Raw genomic sequence first — 19,581 nt, 5'->3', positions numbered from 1 at the left:
CGGGAGGTGGTCCACCCCTGATGGCGCGACCTGGTGAGTGGTCACGTACAGGACTGTCTACCGCAGGGAGCACTCCGGTGTCAGCCGACACCCGCTGCGGATCGGGACGACCGCGCCGAGCGGCCGGTCAGGGACGCCGGGCGGTGATGCCGAGGTCGTCCGCCAGCCGGGCCACGACGTGGTCGAAGTAGACCGCGCCGTTTGAGACCGCGCCGACCGTGTGGCCGAAGAGCTCGAACGACACCACCCCGAACACGGTCGTCCACGCCATCAGGATCCGCAGCACGAGTTCGTCCGGGAGGTCCGGGGCGACACCCCGTTCCCGCACGTACGCGACGGCGTCCCCGATGGCGGACGGGAGCCCGTCCGGAGGCGAGGCCGGAGCCGGACGCGCCCCGTGCCTCCCGTCCGTCCACGCGTCCGCGACCACCTGGATGAGCACGTGCGTCGTCCGCGACGCGGGTTCGATGGTCGACGGCGGGGCGACGTAGCCGGGGACCGGCGACCCGTAGAGCAGGGCGAAGTCGCCCGGGTGGGCGACCGCCCACGTCCGGATCGCCCGGCACGCGGCTGCCCAGCGACCGGCGACGTCGGCGCGGTCGACGGCGGCGTCCGCAGCCTCGACCGCGGCGCCGAGCTCGTCGTAGTCGAGGACGAGGAGCGCCGTCAGCAGGTCGTCGCGGCTCGCGAAGTACCGGTACACGGCGGAGGACACCATGCCGACGTCCCGTGCGACCGCGCGGAGGGCGAGTTGGCTCGGGCCCTCCTCGGTGAGCCGTGCACGGGCCGCAGCCAGGATGCTCGCGTGCACGGCCTCGCGCGCGAGCGCACGGGCGGTCGGCTGCTTCGTCTGCATGCCCCCACCGTGCCACACGAGAGCACTGCACACAAACGAGAGCACCGCTCTTGCAATAGACCCGTCCACAGTGCAGACTGCTCCTGCGAGAGCACCGCTCTCCGAATCAGACCCAGGAGGAACCCATGTCCGACCGTCACCTCGTCATCGGAGCCGGCCCGGTGGGCCGGCACGTCGCCGCCGTCCTCGCGGAGCGCGGCGCCGACGTCACCGTCGCCACCCGCTCGGGACGCGACACCGGCCTGGGCCCCCTCGGCCCGGTTCCGGACCGCCGCGGAGCCCGCGGAGCGGCGGGCCGGCCGAGGCCGCGGGGAGAGGCGGTGGGTCACGTCGCCCTCGACGCCTCCGACGCCGACGCGCTCACCCGGGCGACCGAGGGCGCCGCCGTCCTCTACAACTGCGCGAACCCCGGCGACTACACCCAGTGGGAGCGCACCTGGCCTCCGCTGATGTCGGCCGTGCTCACCGCGGTCGAGCGCACCGGCGCCGTGTACGCGATCACCGGGAACCTCTACCCGTACGGCCCCGTCGACGGGCCGATGCACGAGGGACTGCCGGACGCGGCCACCGACCACAAGGGCATCCTCCGCGCGAGGCTCTGGGGCGACGCGCTCGCAGCGCACCGGGCCGGCCGGATCCGTGCGGTCGAGGTGCGCGGCTCGGACTACGTCGGCCCGGGCGTCGGGGCGAACGGGCACGTCACCCGGGTCCTCCCGGCCGCGCTGCGGGGCAAGGCCGTGACGATGATGGGTCGGACCGACCAGCCGCACACCTTCACCGACGTGCTCGACGTCGCCCGCACGCTCGTGGCCGCCGCCCTCGACGAGACCGCGCACGGCCGGGTCTGGAACGTGCCGTCCAACGCGCCCCGGACGCAGGTGCAGGCCGTCACCGAGATGCTCGCCGTCGCCGGGAAGCCGCCGGTCAGGGTCCGCCGCGTCCCCGCCGGTGCCATCCGGGCGAGCGGGCTCGTGGTGCCGTTCATGCGGGAGATGGCCGACATGTCGTACCAGTGGACGCGGCCGTACGTCCTCGACGACGCCGCGGCGCGCGCGCACTTCGGCATCGAGCCGACGCCGTGGGAGGAGGTCTGCCGCCGGACGGTCGCCGGGCTCTGAGGGCGGAGCGGGCAGGGGCGCGGGTCGAGTTGGCGCGGAGCGGGCAGGGGCGCGGGGCAACACCTGTCGTTCACCGGGACGTCACCGGCCGGTCAGGCAGGGTCGCGAACATGCGAGGGCACTCAGCTTCGGGTGCCCTCGACCGCTCCCCCTCCCGACAGGAAGTCCTCCGTGCCCGCTCCCCGGACCATGCGGATCCTCGCACTCACCGCCGCGCTGGCCGCCAGCCTCGGCGCCGCCGTGGTCGCACCCGCGACCGCCTCCGCCGCCGCCCCGATCACCGACGAACGCGACCCGAGCTGCACCACGACCAGCACGACCGCGCTCTGTGCTGCCCCCGACACGCTCCTCGACGTCCGGATCGGCGACGTCCACCCGACGCAGCCGTCGCTCGGCTACGACGAGGTCTACTACAAGCTCGGTCGGTACTCGACCGCGCTGAGCAAGGACGCGGTCAACAAGAAGTTCGACGACTGGTGCGAGGCGAACGGGCAGGAGGAGGCCGCGACCACCACCGCCGCCTCGACCCTCACCGATCCGTCGTCCTTCACCTGCGCCGTCCCGCTCGGGTCCGAGACGCCGGACACGATCGCGCCGATGAAGACCGTCGTGATCGGCCCCGGCGGCACCCTCTACCTCACGGACGGGCACCACACGCTCACCTCGTTCGACGAGGACAGCGGGCCCGACGTGCACGTCCGTCTGCGGGTGCTCGGCAACCTCTCCGGCCTGGGCACCACCGAGTTCTGGCAGACGATGCAGGACAACCGGTGGGTCTGGCTCCGGGACACCGCGGGCCGGTCGATCACGCCCGCCCGACTGCCGCAGAACGTCGGGTTGGCGGCGTTCCAGGACGACAGCGCCCGCAGCATCATGTACTTCGGTCGGGACATCGGCTACACGGCCGACGGCGCCGTGCCCTTCCAGGAGTTCTACTGGGGCTCGTGGCTCCGCGCGCACCCCGAGCTGGGCCTCGCGTCGTGGGACCAGGACGACTTCGCCGCATCGCTGTCGCTCGTCGAGCGGATCACCAGGGCGCAGGTCGCGCTCGCCCCGAACGACGTCGTCGACGCCGAGAGCGGGTACACCGCGGCCGACCTCAGCACCCTGAGCGCCTGGAACGACGGCAAGGCCGTGACGAAGGGCGAGTGGGCGAAGCTCTCGGCGCCGTACTCGTCCGACAAGCCGGGGAAGCTCGCCTACATGACGGAGTACCGCAGGACCCTGGCCGCCGAGCCGGGCGAGCCCGGCACGGACCCGAGCGACCCGAGCGACCCGACGGACCCGACCGATCCCACGGATCCGGCCGACCCCGGCACGACCCCGACCGAGCCCGCCGAGCCGAGCACCACGCCGTCGGCACCGTCCGATCCGAGCACCGGCGACGACGGGCCGACCGACCCGACCACCGTCCGGGGCACGGTGACGGTCGAGGGTGACCTCGTGGCGGGCGGCTCGGTCACCGTCCGCGGCACCGGGTTCGCGGCCGACACCGCCGCCCGCGTCGAGATCCACTCCGACCCGGTCCTGCTCGGGGCCGTCCGGACCGACGACACCGGCGCGTTCACCCTCGCGGCGACCGTCCCGACGTCGCTGCCGGCCGGGACCCACACGGTCGTCGTGGTCGTCGACGGGGTGACCGTCGGGTCCACCACGGTCACCGTCGCCGCGGCGGGCCCGGATGGCGAGCTCGCGTTCACCGGCGCCGAGGGCCTCGTCCCGGCAGCGGTGACAGCGCTCCTCGCCGTGCTCGTCGGCACAGGGATCGTGGTCGCGCGACGTCGTCGGGCGCGGCGCGCGTAGTCCACGCGGCGTGCGACGGACGGGAGGCGCGGTGCCAGCCGGCACCGCGCCTCCCGTCCGTCGTCGGTCGCGTCAGATCGCGAGGAGCCGGTCGTACTGCCCCGTCGCGAGTCGCTGCGCGGCCCCGCCCTCGGCGGGGATCCGCCACAGGCCGGAGTCGGCGTCGACGAACAGGTCGCCGGCGGAGTCCGCGGCGCTCGGGTAGAACCCGTTCGTCCAGACCTTCGGGCCGCCGGTGACGGCGAGGTCCTCGGTCGCCCCGGAGGCGTCCTGCACGAACAGGTGCGCCACCGCGTGGTCGGCGGTGCAGGGGTGGAACGGGTCCGCCTCGGAGATGGCGGCGCACCACCCGGCGGACTGACCGAGCAGCAGGGAGTCGTCGTTCGTCGCGCTGAACTGGTACGCGGTCCGCTTGCTGACCTTCACGAGCGTCGAGGAGCCGGGCGCGAGCGACCAGAAGCCGTTGTAGGCGCTGCCGCCGAACGCGCGGTAGTCGACGTACAGGGTCCCCTGGCCGTCGGCGAGGAGCCCGCCGAAGTAGCCGATGGGCTGCTGCTCGGCGTTCGCGACGGTCCGGGTGGTCACGTCGCCGTGCACGCTCCGGCTGACCACCGTGCCGCCGTTCGCGGTGGTCGTGAAGGTCGAGACCGTGCCGTCACGCCCGACCGTCCACGCCGTGCCGGTGGACGGCAGGATCGTCTTCGGGACGCCGCCGCCGATCGGCAGCTTCACGATCGCCCCCGTGACCGAGTCCTCCCAGTACACGTTGCCGGGGACGTCCGAACGGAGGTCCTTCGTCAGGTGCAGCCCGCTCGCGAGGACCCGCGCCGCTCCCCCGTCGGCCGGGTACTGCAGGAGCTTCGTGCCGTCGCTCGACGGGACGAAGACGTTGCCGACGTCGTCCGCGGCGAAACCGGCGCCGTGCTTCACGACGGTCTTCGGAGCGCCGCTCCCGGACGTCGGGAACCGCACCACGGCACCGCTCGCGTCGAGACCGTAGAGGGACTGCGTGACCGCCGTCGTGGCCGGGGCCGTGTACCGGACCGAGACCGCGCGACCGTCGCCCTTCGCACCGACCGCCTGCACCGAGAACGTGTAGCGGACGCCGGCCCGGATCCAGCCGTACCGGTCCGAGCGGGCGGTGGCGGGCAGGACGTCGGTGCCGCTGCCGGGCTGCCCCTCGGTCGGGCGGATCGACACACGCCAGTGCTGCACGACCCCGCCGGACCGAGGCGCACCCCAGGTCAGCGTGGCTGCGTCGCCGGCGCCGCTGACGTGGACGGACGTCGGGACTCCGGGGAGCCTCGACGCGGGCGTGGCGGCCACTGCGGGCGTCACACCACCGATCACCAACGCCGCGGCTGCTGCGGCGGTGAGCACTGCTCTGTACACGATCGATCCCCTCGTTCCCGTGGCCTTCGGGTGGCCACGGCTCAGGTCATCGAAGCACCGCGGGCGCGGAGCGTGGGACGGTCGGCGGCCATCGTGCGGGGTCGGCGTGCGGTTGGCGGGACCCCGCAAGCGCGGTCGGGGCAGGGCGCGCGGGCGGGCGCTGGCGTGCCCGAGTCTCGCGCTGGCGTGCCCGAGTCTCGCGCCGGCGTGCCCGAGTCTCGCGCCGGCGTGCCCGAGTCTCGCGCTGGCGTGCCCGAGTCTCGCGCTGGCGTGCCCGAGTCTCGGGCTGGCCGACATGTCTCGGGCCCCGGAGCGCGAGACATGTCGGCCACACCGAGTCTCGGCGCACGACGGCGCCAGGCGCGGCACCGGGCGCGACTCAGTGGCGCGGCTTGCGGCCCCCGCGGTCGTCCCGGTCGTACGAGCGACCGCCCCCACGCGGGCCCCGGTCGTCGCGGTCGTACGAGCGACCGCCGCCACGCGGGCCCCGGTCGTCCCGGTCGAACCGACGGCCACCGCCACCGCCACCGCCACCGCCACCGCCACGACGGTCCGGCTTGATCTCGATGAGCTTCCCGCTGATCCGGGTGTCCGACAGCCGGTCGAGCACGCCCGCGTCCATGTCGGCCGGGAGCTCCACGATGGAGAAGTCCGGGCGGATCTGGATCGCGCCGAAGTCGTCACGGCGCAGCCCGCCCTCGTTGGCGAGCGCACCGACGATCTGGCGCGGCTCGACCCGGTGGCGACGCCCGACCTCGATGCGGTACGCCGTCATCGGCTGCGAGCGACGCGGACCCCGGTCCTCGCGGTCGGCGCGGTCACCACGGTCGTCCCGGTCACGGCGGGCACCCGCAGCGCCGTCCCGGCCGACCCGAGCACTGAGCTCGTCCGACTCCGGGTCGAGCAGGAGCGGGTCGTCCCCCTGCGCCACCACGGCGAGGGCCGCGGAGACGTCCTCGGCGGGCACGTCGTGGTTGCGGACGTAGTGCGCGATGACGTCGCGGAACGCCGAGATGCGGTCCTGCTGCTCAAGCGCCGCGGTGATCGCGTCGTCGAAACGGGTCAGGCGCGTCTCGTTGACGTCCTCGATCGTCGGGAGCTGCATCTGCGTGAGCGGCTGCTTCGTGTGGCGCTCGATGGCGGAGAGCAGGCGGCGCTCACGCGGCGTGACGAAGCTGATCGAGTCGCCCTTGCGGCCGGCGCGACCGGTGCGGCCGATGCGGTGGACGTACGACTCGATGTCGACCGGGATGTCGAAGTTCACGACGTGCGTGATGCGGTCGACGTCGAGACCACGGGCAGCGACGTCGGTGGCGACGAGGATGTCGAGCTTGCCGGACTTCAGCTGGTTCACGGTCCGCTCACGCTGGGCCTGGGCGACGTCGCCGCTGATGGCGGCCGCGGCGTACCCGCGGGCGCGGAGCTTCTCGGCGAGCGTCTCGGTCTCGCTCTTGGTGCGGACGAAGATGATCATGCCCTCGAAGTCCTCGACCTCGAGGATGCGGGTGAGGGCGTCGACCTTCTGCGGGTACGACACCATGAGGTAGCGCTGCGTGATGTTCGCCGCGGTCTTCGTCTTGGTCTTGACCGTGATCTCGGCCGGGTCCGTGAGGTACTGCTGCGAGATGCGACGGATCTGCGCGGGCATCGTCGCCGAGAACAGCGCGACCTGCTTGTCGTCCGGCGTCTCGGCGAGGATCGTCTCGACGTCCTCGGCGAAGCCCATCTTGAGCATCTCGTCGGCCTCGTCGAGCACGAGGTACTTCAGCTCGGACAGGTCGAGCGTGCCCTTGGCGATGTGGTCCATGATGCGACCGGGCGTGCCGACGACGACGTCGACGCCGCGACGGAGCGCCGAGAGCTGCACGCCGTACGCCTGACCGCCGTACACGGGCAGGACGTGCACGTGCTTCATGTGCGAGGCGAACTGCTCGAAGGCCTCGCAGACCTGGAGCGCGAGCTCGCGCGTCGGGGACAGCACGAGGGCCTGCGGCACCTTCGCGCCGGACTCCATCCGCGACAGGATCGGCAGCGCGAACGCGGCGGTCTTGCCGGTACCGGTCTGCGCGAGACCGACGACGTCGCGGCCCTCGAGGAGCGTCGGGATGGTGGCTTCCTGGATCGCGGACGGCGTCTCGTAGCCGATGTCCTTGACGGCCTTGAGCACCTGGTCACTCAGGCCGAGGTCGGCGAAGGTCACCACGGGCCCCTCGTCGACGGTCTCGGCAGTGCTGGTGTTCTCGGTGCTCATGGGGAGAACGGTATCCCGGATGTGGCACGGAGAGTGAATGCCGGGCGTACCCTGCGACGGCCGGGCGCGATTCGCTGAGCGGTGACGCGCCAGCGGCACGCGAATCGCGCCGACCAAGCCCGCGAGGGAGGGGCGGGCCCGCACCGCGCCTCCAGTCCGTCTCGTGGTGACGTGGCGCTGCCGCGGCCCGACCGTCGCGACGCGCGGTCAGGAGGCCGCGTCGCGTGCAGCCGCGCCCACCCCGAACAGGACGTCGGCCTGGTCGTTGAGCCGTTCCAGCAGCCCTGCCAACTGCCGGAGCTCCTCCGCGGCGAAGACCCCGGTGAGGTCGTCGAACACCTCGGCACCGGCGAGGTCCAGCTGGTCGAGGACCTCGACGCCGAGCGGCGCGAGCGAGAGGAGCGCCGCGCGGCCGTCCGCCGGGTCCGGCGCGGTCGAGAGGAAGCCGGCGTCGACGAGGGACGCCACCCGGCGGCTGATGACCGGCCGCGACAGCCCGGTCGCGTCGGCGATCGCCGTGGAGCGCACGGCACCGATGTGCTCGACGGCTCGCAGGATCACCCGCGCCGTCGGGTCGAGCCCCCCGCGCGACTCGATGAGCGATGCGCGGATCGTCTGCCGGACCCAGAGTCGGTCGAGCTGGGATCGCAGGAGTCGCTCGGCGGCGGCCCGGTCCTCGTTCACTGCGCCAGCGTACCCGGAGGATTTAGTTGCTTCCAGAACGCAACGGATGTATCGTTGCGCGGTCTGCAAACTTTCACAGCGCGTAACCCCGGTTCGCGCAGCTTGATCCAAGGAGCTCGATGACAGCCACCGCACCCGTCTCGGTGCAGGCCCCCGCGGCCGCAGGTGGGGCCGGTCAGCAGCCGCTGATGACCCACCGCCAGATCCTCCTCGTCATCTACGGCCTGATGGCGGGCATGTTCCTGTCGTCGCTCGGCCAGACCGTCTTCGGCACCGCGATCCGGACGATCGGTGACGACCTGCACGGGCTCGACCAGCAGGCCTGGGTCACGACGGCGTACCTCATCACCTCCACGATCGCCACGCCCATCTACGGCAAGCTCTCCGACATCTTCGGCCGCCGGCCGCTCTACATCTTCGGCATCGTCGTCTTCATCCTCGGCGCCGTCCTGTCGTCCATGTCGACCTCGATGATCATGCTCGCCGGCTTCCGGGCCGTGCAGGGCATCGGCGCCGGTGCGCTCATGTCCCTCCCCCTGGCGATCATGGGCGACATCCTCGCCCCCGGGAGCGTGCGAAGTACCAGGGCTACTTCCTCGCGGTCTTCGGCATCTCCTCCGTGATCGGGCCGCTCATCGGCGGTCTGCTCGCCGGCTCCTCCGAGATCCTGTGGATCACGGGCTGGCGCTGGGTGCTCCTCATCAACGTGCCGATCGGCATCGCGGCGCTGATCATGGTCATCGTCTTCCTGCACCTGCCGAAGGTGCACGGCGGGTCCGACAAGCCGGTCGTCGACTGGTGGGGTGCGACCGCGGTCATCGTCACGCTCGTCCCGCTGCTCCTCGTCGCCGAGCAGGGCCGCACCTGGGGCTGGGGCTCGCCGGCTGCCGTGGCCTGCTACGTGATCGGCGTCGTCGGACTGGTCGGGCTGCTGCTCGTCGAGTCGAAGATGGGCGACGCGGCGATCATCCCGCTGAAGCTGTTCCGCTCCGGCACGTTCTCGATGGCCACCGTGATCGGGTTCCTCGTCGGCTTCGCGATGTTCGGCGCCATGCTGACCATCCCGCTCTACCTGCAGATCGTCGTCGGCCTGACCCCGACCGAGTCCGGCTTCGCGACCCTGCCGCTCGTCGGTGGCCTGATGATCGCCTCGATCACGTCCGGTCAGATCGTGGCCCGGGTCGGCCGCTACCGGATCTTCCCGGTGATCGGCACGTTCCTCGTGTCGACCGGCTACGTCGTCCTCACCTTCATGACGATCGACAAGCCGCTCTGGTTCCTCATGATCGGGATGTTCCTGATCGGCCTCGGCCTCGGCTCGGTGATGCAGTCGCTGACGCTCGCGTCGCAGGGGTCCGTCGAGGCGCGGGACATGGGTGTGGCGACGTCGTCGGCCACGTTCTTCCGCCAGATCGGCGGCACACTCGGCACCGCGGTGCTGCTCTCCGTGCTGTTCTCCGTGATGCCGGCGAACATCCTGCACGCGACGGCGAACCAGAAGGACCTCTCCGCGGCGCTCGGAGCCGCGACGAACCCGACGGTGGCCTCGGCCTCGGAGAACCGCGGCGTCATGGACAAGATCTGGACGCCGATCGTGAACCCGCTCGAGGACGGCGTGCAGGCGAAGCTCGACGACGCCTCGGCGCAGGCGACGACCGCTGCCGACGCTGCGGTCACGGAACAGGTGACCGCGGCCGTCCAGCAGCAGGTCGCCGCGGGCGCGGTGCCCGCCGCCGCAGCGCAGCAGGTCATCGACCAGCAGGTCGCCGCGGCCACCCCCGCCGCCGAGCAGCAGGCCCTCGCCGCCGTCGCGGACGAGGCGCACGCCACCGTCCAGGACGGCACCGTCTCCGTCGACTGGTCGAACGCCGCCCAGCGCTCGTACTGGGTCGACCAGCTCACCCCGGCACTGGCGAAGAAGATCGAGGACGGATCGGGCACGAGCGACACCGCGTCGAGCGCGAACGACACCTCGTTCCTGACCGGTGCGGACAGCCGACTCACGCGGCCGTTCATGGCGGGCTTCAACGCCTCGTCGGTGACGATCTACTGGGTCGGGCTCGGTGTGATCCTCCTCGCGTTCGTGCTCACCTGGTTCTTCCGGGTGCCGCCGCTGCGGCAGCGTTCGGCGTTGCAGGAGCGGGCCGACCTGTCCGCCGAGGCGGAGCTGGAGGCCGAGGCCGGTCTCGCCGCCGCCGAGGCCGGGTCCTTCACCGGACCGATGACGGGCTCCGTGCCGGTCACGTCCGCACCGACGACCGGGTCCACCCCGACCCGCCGGTGACCGACCGGGCCGTCCGTCCGGGTCGCAACGCGGACGGACGGCCCGACACCCCCCCACCACCAACAAAACGACCTCGTCAGGAGCACCCTCGTGACCACCCCGGCGCCCGCACTCGACACCGTCGTCGACCCCGGGCCCTGCACCCTCCGCGAACGCAAGAAGCAGCAGACCCGGCAGGCCATCCACGACGCCGCCCTCGGCCGTGTCCTCGAGCACGGGCTCGACGGCGTCACGGTCGAGCAGATCTGCGCCGACGCCGACGTGTCGCCGCGGACGTTCTTCAACTACTTCACGTCGAAGGCGCACGCTGCGCTCGGGCTCGACACCGTCGTCACGCCGGACCGCGTCGCCGAGGCGTTCCGCGACGGTGAGGGGCGGCTCGTGGACGACGTGTGCACGCTCGTCGCGCGGAGCGTCCCGCTGCCGTCCGACCGGAGCCGGACGAAGGAACTCCTCGTGCACCGCCCCGAGATGACGCCGACGGTGATGCGGTGGATGGCGGACTCGCGGCACGCCATGCTCGCGGTCCTCACGACCCGGACGGACGAGCAGACCGCCCGCACGGTGGTCACGCTCGTGATGTCCGCGCTGTCCGAGGTCGCGCACCGCGACACGGTGCGCAGCGCCGCCGAGCTCGGGGAGCGGCTCCGTGCCGTCGTGGCCGAGATGGCTGCGCTCGCGACGGCCTGACGCCGGCCCCGCGGCGCCCGGAGGAGCCTCCGAGCCGCGGATGACCGCGACGCCTCGCCGCGCCGTGGCAGTTCCGGTTCGCGAACACCGGGCTCCGCGGACCAGGACTGCCAGGAGGCACCAGGAAGCTCGGCACGACCGCTTCCGGCCCGATGGCACCAGCGGTACCCTCCCAGCATGCGCGCCAAGGGTCCGTCGCCGTACTTCCAGTTCCCGGGCACCGCTCGGGCCGCCCTCGAGCGGTGGTCCGAGGTCTTCGGCGGCGAGGTCCGCACCGCCACCTACCGCGACTTCGGCCGCACCGACGGCCCTCCCGACGCGGTCGCGCACGGGCAGCTGGCCGGCGACCTGGAGCTGTTCGCGGCCGACACCGCCGAGGGCGAGGAGTCGTTCAGCTCGTCGGGGTTGCTGTTCTCCCTGCTCGGCGCGGCCGACCCGGAGACACTGACCCGGTGGTTCGAGGCACTCTCGGTCGACGGCGTCGTGCTCGACCCGCTGCAACGCCGTCCGTGGGGCGACTGGGACGGGCAGGTGCGCGACGCGTTCGGCGTCACGTGGCTCATCGGGTACGAGGCGGCGGCGGTGGCGGACACCGGGGCCGGGGCCGGGGCCGGGGCCGGGGCACCCTCGGGGTCGGACTCCGACGCATGAGTGTCGTGCGCCAGGTCCAGGTGACGTTCGACTGCGCGGAGCCGGAGCGCGTCGCACGGTTCTGGTGCGCGGTCCTCGGCTACGTCATCCCGCCGCCACCACCGGGCTTCGCGGACTGGGCGGCGTTCGACGCGTCGCTCCCGCCCGGACACCAGGGATCGGCGTTCGCCTGCCACGACCCGAACGGCATCGGCCCCCGGCTGTTCTTCCAGCGCGTCCCGGAGGACAAGGTCGTCAAGAACCAGGTGCACCTCGACGTCCGGGTCGGCACGGGGTTGGTCGGATCAGCGCGCCTGGCCGCCCTCGACGCCGAGAGCGCACGGCTGGTGGCCCTCGGCGCGACCCAGGTCCGGCGCATGACGGCGGACGGCATGAACGAATCGTGCATCGTGATGCAGGACGTCGAGGGCAACGAGTTCTGCCTCGACTGACCCTCACCCCGCGGCGACGAGCGGCGCCCAGAACGTGTCCGGTGCCTCCTCCTGCACGGTGTCCGGCGCGAAGTCGAAACCGTACTGGCCGACGAACTCGCGTGCGGCGGCGATCTCGTCCATCTCGTCGTCGTGCTCGGCGTCGAAGAGGTACACGCCACGACCCATCGCGACGCCGCTGTCGCTCACGACGGCGAGGTCCCACCGCCCCTCCTCGGTACGCGTGATCCGGACGACGGCGGCCTGGTCAGCGGTGAAGTCAGCCATGTTGCGAGCATACGGAGTGCGGTGTACCCCGACCCCAGGGTCACGGCGCGTACGGTCCCGCGCATGAGTGAACACCACGGAGAACCCGAAGAACAGCACCACCCCGTCATGGACGGCGCCGAGGAGGCGACCAACGAGGAGAAGCTCCACGGCCTCATCGAGCAGGTCGAGCACGACCACGGTCACGAGGGCGCGGCATCCATGGCCGACCACCTCCGCGACCGCGCGGCCGAGACCGGCGTCGAGACCGAGGAGCCGTCCGACCACGTCGAGTGACGCGGTCGGACGGTCCGGGAATGGACCCAGCCGCTCCGGCGTACACATGAACACCGATCTCACGAGGAGCGAGCCATGATCCAGACCGACCCCCAGCCGACCGACCGCGACGAGAAGCGCTGCCGCCCCGTGCCGTCGCTGCACGACGCGCCGGAGCAGCGCTTCGGTCGGTGGCTCGGACTCATCAACGACGGTCGCTGACGCGATCCGAGGTCGCTCACGCGACCACCTGACGGACGGGAGGCGCGGTGCCGGCTGGCACCGAGCCTCCCGTCCGTTCGTGCGCAGCACCCGGCCGCTAGGCTGAGCGGTCGGACAGCAACCGGCTGGTCCGGCACGAGGAGATCAGCATGTCAGTGGGGTTGCTCGCGGTCGTCGACGACATCCTGTCCGCCGCACTGAAGGCGAGTGCGAAGACGGCGGGCGTGGTCATCGACGACGCCGCCGTGACGCCGCAGTACGTGCAGGGGATCGCGCCGGCACGGGAGCTCCCCGTCGTCGGGCGCATCGCGCTCGGCAGCCTGTTCAACAAGTTCGTCATCATCATCCCGCTGGCGCTCCTGCTCTCCGCGTTCGCGCCGTGGGTGCTGCCGTGGCTGCTCCTCATCGGCGGCACGTACCTCTGCTTCGAGGGGGCCGAGAAGGTCACCGAGTGGTTCGGCACGCACCACGAGTCCGGCGCCGAGACCCCGACGACCGAACCGAAGCTCGTGTTCGGCGCCATCCGCACGGACCTCATCCTCAGCACCGAGATCATGCTCATCGCGCTCGCCGGACTCGACCCCGACCTGGGGTTCTGGCCGACGGTCGGCGCGCTGCTCGTCATCGGTCTGGTGATGACCCTCGCGGTCTACGGCGCCGTGGCACTGCTCGTGAAGATCGACGACATCGGCCTGCAGATGATGAAGAACCCGTCGCGCTCGACCCGGCGTGCGGGCGCCCGGGTGGTCCGTGCGATGCCCACCGTGTTCCGGGTGATCGGCGTGGTCGGGACCGTCGCGATGCTGTGGGTCGGTGGGCACCTGGTGATCCAGAACCTCGCGGAGACGTTCTGGCACGGGCCCGACGACCTGCTGCACGCCGTCGAACACGCCATCGAGGCCGCAGGGCCCGTGGTGACGTGGATCGTCGACACCGCGGTCTCGGCCGTCCTCGGTCTCGCGCTCGGCATGGTCGTCGTCGGGGTCGTGCTCGGCTTCGGGCGGCTGCGGGGTCGCGCGCACTGACGGGGCGGGCGCGTGCACTGACGGGGCGGGCGCGTGCCGAGCGGCGCTCGTGCCGGAGCGGGCGTCAGAGTTCGACGTCGCTGCCCATCGTCACCGTGCGCTGCGCCGGCAGACCGAAGCGAGCCGCCGGGTCGGCGGCGTTGTGCGCGAGCCCGACGAACAGCTTCTTCCGCCAGCTCACCATGCCGCGGTTGCCGGGCTGCGGTCGGAGCGCCCCGCGCGAGATGAAGAACGAGGCACGCTCCATCTCGTCCGGGTCCAGGTCGAGGACCTCGGCCAGGCACGCCGCGTGCAACGCCCGCGGGAGGTCCTGGTCGTCCGAGAACCCGAACTTGATCGTGATGTGGTCGATGCCGTCGTCCTCGTAGCCGAGGTCGTCGCGGAAGAACGCCTTCGCGTGCGGCACGTGCGGCACGTTCGCGGTGATGACCGAGACGATGATGACGGTCCGGTGCACCACGTGGTTGTGCTCGACGTTCGCGCGGAGAGCGAGCGGTGTCGTCTCCTTGTTCGGGTGCGGGAACACCGCGATGCCCTGGACGCGCGGGATGCCCTTGGTGTTGATCTTCTCGATGAAGTCGGCGAGCGAGCCCTCGCGTTCCTTGCGCTCCTCCTGCACGAGCTGCCGGCCGCGGCGCCACGTCGTCATGAGCGTGATCACCGCCAGGGCGATGAGGAGCGGGACCCAGCCGCCGTGCACGATCTTCGAGAGGTTGCCCGCGAGGAACGTCAGCTCGAGCCCGCCGAACACGACGGCCGCGAGGACCAGCTTCCACGTCGCCCAGTGCCACAGCGGTTTGACCACGAGCAGCAGCAGGAGGGTGTCGACGACGAGCGCCCCGGTGACCGACACGCCGTACGCGGTCGCGAGGCTCGCCGAGGAGCGGAACGTGAGCATCACGGCCATGACACCGATGAACAGGAGCAGGTTCACGGCTGGCAGGTAGATCTGGCCGCCTTCCTGCCGGGAGGTCTGCCGGATCGTCAGCGGCGGCAGCAGCCCGAGTTGGACGGCCTGGCGGCTGAGCGAGAACGCCCCGGAGATGACCGCCTGGCTGGCGATCACGGTCGCGGCGGTCGCGAGCACCACGACGGGCAGCTGCAGTCCGCTGGGGAAGAGCAGGAAGAACGGATCCTTCGCGGCCGACGGGTCACGGAGGACGAGCGAGGCCTGGCCGAGGTAGTTCAGCACGAGCGCGGGGAACACGACGAAGAACCAGGCGCGGAGGATCGGCTTCCGTCCGAAGTGCCCCATGTCGGCGTAGAGCGCCTCGGCGCCGGTGATGACCAGGACGACGGCACCCATGGCGACGAAGGTGATGTACGGATGGGCGATCAGGAACTGGATCGCGAAGGTCGGCGAGAGCCCCTGCAGGACGCCGGGGTCCTGCAGGATGTGCGGGACGCCGGCCGCGGCGATCACGAGGAACCAGAGCAGCATCACCGGGCCGAAGAGGTTGCCGACCTTGCCGGTGCCGAAGCGCTGCACGGCGAACAGCACCACCAGGATGACCGCGGCGATCGGGACGATGAGGTGCTCGATGCTCGGTGTGGCGGTCTGGAGCCCCTCGACCGCGGAGAGCACCGACACCGCTGGAGTGATCACCGAGTCGCCGTAGAACAGCGAGACGCCGACGATGCCGATCACGAGGAAGATCGTCGCGCCGCCCCGCCGCTTCGCGTACAGCCGACGGGCGAGGGCGGCGAGCGCCATCACCCCGCCCTCCCCGTTGTTGTCGGCGCGCATGAGGACGAGGACGTACTTGATCGACACGATGATCGTGACGCTCCAGAACATCATCGAGATGACGCCGTAGACGTCCTCCTCGTTGGCCTTGACGATGCCGCCGTCGATGGTGAACACGGTCCGGAGTGCGTAGAGCGGACTGGTACCGATGTCGCCGAAGACGACACCGAGGGCTGCGAGTGCGAGTGCGGCGACGCCCTTGCCGGGGTCGTGTCCGGCGTCGTCGCCGGAGCCGCCCGCGGCGTTGACGGCAGCGTTGTCGGCGGCGGTACCGGCGGCGGGGCCGGAGCCGGTCGCGGGTGTGTGAGAGCGGGTCTCGGTCACGCTCGTCTCTTCCGTTGCGTGGTCGCCCGGGCGACGACCGCGGATCATCCTCGCACCAGCGCGGGCCGTGCGCTCGCAGGTGGCGCACATCAGGCGTCGGCGTCGTCCCCGGCCGCCGGATCGGCCTCGGCGAGCGGCAGCGTCACGACGAAGCGCGCGCCGCCCAGCGCCGCTCGCTCGACGTGCACGGAACCGCCGTGCGCCTCGACGATGCCGCGGACGATCGCGAGGCCGAGTCCGGAGCCGCCGGACTCCCGGGCGCGGGCTTCGTCGAGCCGGACGAACCGGTCGAACACGCGCTCGCGGTCGGTGTCGGCGATGCCCGCTCCGTCGTCCTCGACCGCCAGGACCGCCAGGTGGGTTCCCGCGGTGCCGAGCTCGAACGCGACGGTCGAGGTCGCGTGCCGCGCGGCGTTGTCGGCGAGGTTCCGGAGGAGCTGTGCGAGGAGGCCCGGGTCGCCGGTCACACGGACGGCGCGCACCCGTGCGGAGTCGACCCGCAGCCGGCCGGTGGTCCGCAGCCGGGCGGCCTCCGCGCCGACGAGGTCGTCGAGGTCGACGTCCTCGCGGGCCACCGGCAGGGCGCCCTCGTCCGTCTTCGCCAGGACGAGCATCGCCGAGACGAGGTCGGCGAGGCGGGTGCCCTCGTGCAGGACGGTGTCCGCGAGGCGGTCCTGCGGCAGCCGGTCCGGGTACGCCTTCGCGACCTCCGCGTGCTGGCGCATCACGGCGAGGGGCGACCGGAGCTCGTGCGAAGCATCGGACACGAACCGTCGCTGTGCGGCCGCCGACGCATCGAGCCGGTCGAGCATCGCGTTGAGGGTCGCTGCGAGCCGGGCGACCTCGTCCGCGCCGCCGGGATCGGGGACCCGCTCCGAGAGGTGTGCGGCGGTGATGCCGGCGACCTGTCGGCGCATCCGTTCGACCGGGCGGAGGGCGCGGCCGACGACGAACCAGGTCGTCGCTCCCATGACGAGCAGGAGGAGCGGCACCGCGACGACCAGGATCGTCCGGGTCGCGCTCGTCACCGCGTCCGTCGACTCCGTGGAGAGCCCGGCGACGACGAGGTAGTCGGATGCTGCGGTCGCCGAGTCCTCGCTCGGCCTCCCGGTGGCCGCGGTGGCACGGTCGAACGACACCAGGCGTGTCGCCCCACCGTCCCCCGCGGCAGCGTCGTCGCTCCCGTGACCGCCGTGTCCCGAGGTGTCGGCCGTCCCGGACACGTCACCGGAACCCGAACCGCTGGACCCCGAACCACCGCCGGAACCCGAACCACCGCCGGAGTCGTCCGAACCCCCACCGGACCCGCCGGTGTCGTCCGAGCCCCCGCCGGAGCCACCACGCGAGCCGCCGCCGGAGTCGTCCGAACCCCCGCCGGACCCGCCGGTGTCGTCCGAGCCCCCGCTGGGTGCCCCACTGACACCGGAGTCGCCGCTCCCCCCGCCCCGGCCGCCGCCGGAGTCCTCAGACCCGGGTGGTGCGACGGTGACCGTCGGTGCCGGCGTGCTCCGGTCGGTCGCGCCACTGGAGGCGAGACGGTAGACGCGCGAGCCGAAGCGCATCGACGACCCAGGATCACCGTCGGCCCGCGCCGTGTAGGCACGGACCGCTGCCGGGTCGCCGCCGGACGCGAGGACCCGCGCGCTGTCCGCCGACTGCACGACGACGAACCCGTCCTCCGCGAGCGACGCGCGCGCCACACCGACCGCCGACGCCGGTGACGCTCCGGCCTCGAGCTGCGCCAGGACCCGGTCGGCGGCAGCGGTCGCCCGGCTCGTCACCCCCTGGTCGAGCACCGCGGCCTGGACGACCGCGAAGACCGTCGAGGCGACGACGAGCGTGACCCCGACCACCGCGACGGCCGACAGGGTGATCCGGAAGCGCAGGGACGGGTTCCGCAAGCGGAACCGGGGACGATCAGCCACCGTCGGCCGCCAACCGGTACCCGGCGCCGCGCACCGTGAGGATGGCGGACCGTCCGAACGGGCGGTCGACCTTGTTGCGGAGGTGGCCGACGTAGACCTCGACGATGTTGGGGTCGCCGTCGAAGTCGTCGTTCCAGACCCCCTCGAGCACGGCCCGCTTCGTGACGACGTCGCCCGCGTGCCGCATGAGGAACTCCATCACCGAGAACTCCCGGGCGGTCAACGCGACGAGGTCGTCGCCGCGCCGCAACTCGCGTCGCGCGGGGTCGAGGCAGAGGTCGCCCGCACGCAGTTCGGCCGGACGCTCACGTGCTCCGCGTCGGATCAACGCTCGGACGTGTGCGAGGAGCACGGCGAACGAGAACGGCTTCGTCAGGTAGTCGTCCGCTCCGGTGTCGAGCCCCTCGACCTGGTCCCACTCCCCCGACTTGGCGGTCAGCATGAGGATCGGCACCCAGTTGCCCTCGGCGCGGAGTTCTCGGCAGACGCTGTAGCCGCTCATGCCCGGCAGCATCACATCGAGCACGATGACGTCGAAGCGGGTCTCACGGGCCATCCAGAGGCCGTCGGTGCCGTTCGTCGCGATGTCCACCGCGAAGCCCTCTGCCTCGAACCCGATCCGAAGACCGTCCGCAAGGCCGGCCTGGTCCTCGACCACCAGTACTCGCACCCGTCACCACCTCCTGCCGACGAACTGCCCGGAGGGGCGCCCGTCCACCATCATGCTGGTCCAGGGCCCACCGGACCAGGCCCCGACGGGCGGGGCGGACCGAGGTGGACCACCGCAACCGGTCCCGCCGCGCACCGCCCCGCACCGCCCCGCACTGCTGTTCAGTCGTCGGCTCCGTGGCCCGAACCGCTGTGGTCATCGCCGCCGCGGTGGTCTCCACCGCGGTCATCGCCGCCGCGGTGGTCGCCGTCATCGTCGCTGTGGTGGCTGCCGTGGTCGTCGTCAGCCTCGTGCTCGACGCTCCGGTGGCTCGCGTCGTCCTCCGCGCCATCCCGGCCGCGCCGCTCCGTGGCCGCGTGGTCCTCCCCGCCAGCGACAGCGCCAGCACCAGCACCGGGAGCGGCCGCCGTCGCGGTCGCCGTCGCTCGGCCACCGTGGTCGTCCGTCCCCGGCGCGTGCACCCCGTGGTCGTCCGTCCCCGGCGCGTGCACCCCGTGGTCGTCCGTCCCCGGCGCGTGCACCCCGTGGTCGTCCGTCCCCGGCGCGTGCACCCCGTGGTCGTCCGGTCGGGCCGTCGACCTCGAGGACGGTGCCGGCGAGGACACCGTCGGCGATGCCGTCGCGACGGGCGAGGTCGTCGCGGTGAGCGGAGCCGGGGTGCTGATCGTCGAGGGAGTCGCCCTCGGCGCCGGGTCGTCGGCGCCCTGGGCGGCGAAGGCCACTCCGGCGCCGCCGAACGCGAGGGCCGCAGCAGCGACGCCCCCGACGATCCAGCGGCTTGCGTGTGCGATGTGCTTGGTCATGACGTCCTCCTGACGGGACCGGTTCTCCGACGAACCGGAAGGGATGCCGTAACCATCGCGAGCAGGCACTGAACCCGTGCTGAAGCGAACTGAAGCCCGCTTCAGCGCACCGAACCGCGGCCGCCGTTCCTCCCCATCGCGCCCGCAACCAGTACCACCCCGGTACTGGACTCTGGGCGTTCT

General features: G+C 72.2%; 17 protein-coding genes and 1 pseudogene. 9 read left to right on the top strand and 9 right to left on the bottom strand.

From position 1 onward, the window contains the following. Positions 1-127: 127 nt before the first annotated feature. The gene (locus tag MON03_RS03410) at positions 128-856 is read right to left on the bottom strand and encodes a TetR/AcrR family transcriptional regulator (protein WP_242090543.1); all 729 of its coding nucleotides are present in this window, start codon (positions 854-856) and stop codon (positions 128-130) included. 125 nt (positions 857-981) lie between these two features. On the opposite strand from MON03_RS03410, the gene MON03_RS03405 reads away from it, so the two are divergent. Together MON03_RS03405 and MON03_RS03400 are read left to right on the top strand one after the other, a co-directional pair. Continuing rightward, positions 982-1,974 (top strand): NAD-dependent epimerase/dehydratase family protein, encoded by a 993-nt coding sequence (locus MON03_RS03405; RefSeq protein ID WP_242090541.1) that lies wholly within the window; start codon positions 982-984, stop codon positions 1,972-1,974. A 171-nt stretch (positions 1,975-2,145) separates the two neighbouring features. Next, positions 2,146-3,777, top strand: a complete 1,632-nt coding sequence (locus MON03_RS03400; protein WP_242090539.1) for a ParB/Srx family N-terminal domain-containing protein — start codon at positions 2,146-2,148, stop codon at positions 3,775-3,777. A gap of 72 nt (positions 3,778-3,849) precedes the next feature. Here MON03_RS03400 and MON03_RS03395 read toward each other — a convergent pair whose 3' ends face one another. The 3 genes from MON03_RS03395 to MON03_RS03385 form a co-directional block, all read right to left on the bottom strand. Continuing rightward, a complete protein-coding gene (locus MON03_RS03395; protein WP_242090537.1) occupies positions 3,850-5,169 on the bottom strand; it encodes a fibronectin type III domain-containing protein in 1,320 nt (439 codons plus the stop codon). 379 nt (positions 5,170-5,548) lie between these two features. After that, entirely contained in the window at positions 5,549-7,420 is a 1,872-nt protein-coding gene (locus MON03_RS03390; protein ID WP_242090536.1) for a DEAD/DEAH box helicase, read from the bottom strand. 207 nt (positions 7,421-7,627) lie between these two features. Next, complete coding sequence (locus tag MON03_RS03385) at positions 7,628-8,104, bottom strand: MarR family winged helix-turn-helix transcriptional regulator (RefSeq protein WP_022904162.1); 477 nt, start codon at positions 8,102-8,104, stop codon at positions 7,628-7,630. 119 nt (positions 8,105-8,223) lie between these two features. On the opposite strand from MON03_RS03385, the pseudogene MON03_RS03380 reads away from it, so the two are divergent. The 4 genes and pseudogenes from MON03_RS03380 (at position 8,224) to MON03_RS03365 (ending at position 12,160) form a co-directional block, all read left to right on the top strand. Further along, a pseudogene (locus MON03_RS03380) lies at positions 8,224-10,388 on the top strand (MDR family MFS transporter). 90 nt (positions 10,389-10,478) lie between these two features. Further along, positions 10,479-11,078 (top strand): TetR/AcrR family transcriptional regulator, encoded by a 600-nt coding sequence (locus tag MON03_RS03375; protein ID WP_022904161.1) that lies wholly within the window; start codon positions 10,479-10,481, stop codon positions 11,076-11,078. Between the two features lie 177 nt (positions 11,079-11,255). Beyond that, on the top strand, positions 11,256-11,729 hold the full coding sequence (locus tag MON03_RS03370) for a VOC family protein (RefSeq protein ID WP_242090535.1): 474 nt from the start codon (positions 11,256-11,258) through the stop codon (positions 11,727-11,729). Then, a complete protein-coding gene (locus MON03_RS03365; RefSeq protein WP_242090534.1) occupies positions 11,726-12,160 on the top strand; it encodes a VOC family protein in 435 nt (144 codons plus the stop codon). The genes MON03_RS03370 and MON03_RS03365 overlap by 4 nt, the downstream gene beginning before the upstream one ends. Positions 12,161-12,163: 3 nt before the next feature. Here MON03_RS03365 and MON03_RS03360 read toward each other — a convergent pair whose 3' ends face one another. Further along, positions 12,164-12,427 carry a hypothetical protein gene (locus MON03_RS03360; protein WP_175327309.1) on the bottom strand — a complete coding sequence of 88 codons (264 nt, stop codon included), beginning with the start codon at positions 12,425-12,427 and terminating at the stop codon, positions 12,164-12,166. A 63-nt stretch (positions 12,428-12,490) separates the two neighbouring features. Between MON03_RS03360 and MON03_RS03355 the strand changes: the two genes are divergently transcribed. The 3 genes from MON03_RS03355 (at position 12,491) to MON03_RS03350 (ending at position 13,929) form a co-directional block, all read left to right on the top strand. Then, positions 12,491-12,703 carry a hypothetical protein gene (locus MON03_RS03355; protein WP_022904157.1) on the top strand — a complete coding sequence of 71 codons (213 nt, stop codon included), beginning with the start codon at positions 12,491-12,493 and terminating at the stop codon, positions 12,701-12,703. Between the two features lie 75 nt (positions 12,704-12,778). Continuing rightward, positions 12,779-12,904: a hypothetical protein gene (locus tag MON03_RS17355; protein WP_268239146.1), complete on the top strand. Its 126-nt coding sequence runs from the start codon at positions 12,779-12,781 to the stop codon at positions 12,902-12,904. Positions 12,905-13,053: 149 nt separating this feature from the next. Beyond that, positions 13,054-13,929 (top strand): DUF808 domain-containing protein, encoded by an 876-nt coding sequence (locus MON03_RS03350; protein WP_031273742.1) that lies wholly within the window; start codon positions 13,054-13,056, stop codon positions 13,927-13,929. A gap of 64 nt (positions 13,930-13,993) precedes the next feature. On the opposite strand, the gene MON03_RS03345 is transcribed toward MON03_RS03350, so the two are convergent. The 4 genes from MON03_RS03345 to MON03_RS03330 all read right to left on the bottom strand — a co-directional run bounded on the left by MON03_RS03345 (position 13,994) and on the right by MON03_RS03330 (position 19,398). Beyond that, on the bottom strand, positions 13,994-16,000 hold the full coding sequence (locus MON03_RS03345; RefSeq protein ID WP_242090533.1) for a potassium transporter Kup: 2,007 nt from the start codon (positions 15,998-16,000) through the stop codon (positions 13,994-13,996). Positions 16,001-16,089: 89 nt separating this feature from the next. Further along, on the bottom strand, positions 16,090-17,925 hold the full coding sequence (locus MON03_RS03340) for a HAMP domain-containing sensor histidine kinase (RefSeq protein WP_242090532.1): 1,836 nt from the start codon (positions 17,923-17,925) through the stop codon (positions 16,090-16,092). Beyond that, complete coding sequence (locus tag MON03_RS03335) at positions 17,918-18,595, bottom strand: response regulator transcription factor (protein WP_242090530.1); 678 nt, start codon at positions 18,593-18,595, stop codon at positions 17,918-17,920. Before MON03_RS03335 ends, MON03_RS03340 begins: the two co-directional genes overlap by 8 nt. 161 nt (positions 18,596-18,756) lie before the next feature. Continuing rightward, positions 18,757-19,398 (bottom strand): hypothetical protein, encoded by a 642-nt coding sequence (locus MON03_RS03330; RefSeq protein ID WP_242090528.1) that lies wholly within the window; start codon positions 19,396-19,398, stop codon positions 18,757-18,759. Positions 19,399-19,581 lie beyond the last annotated feature (183 nt).

The organism is Curtobacterium sp. DN_7.5 (genome assembly GCF_022655355.1).
GTDB lineage: Bacteria > Actinomycetota > Actinomycetes > Actinomycetales > Microbacteriaceae > Curtobacterium > Curtobacterium luteum.
This window is presented reverse-complemented; position numbering and strand designations above follow the sequence as displayed.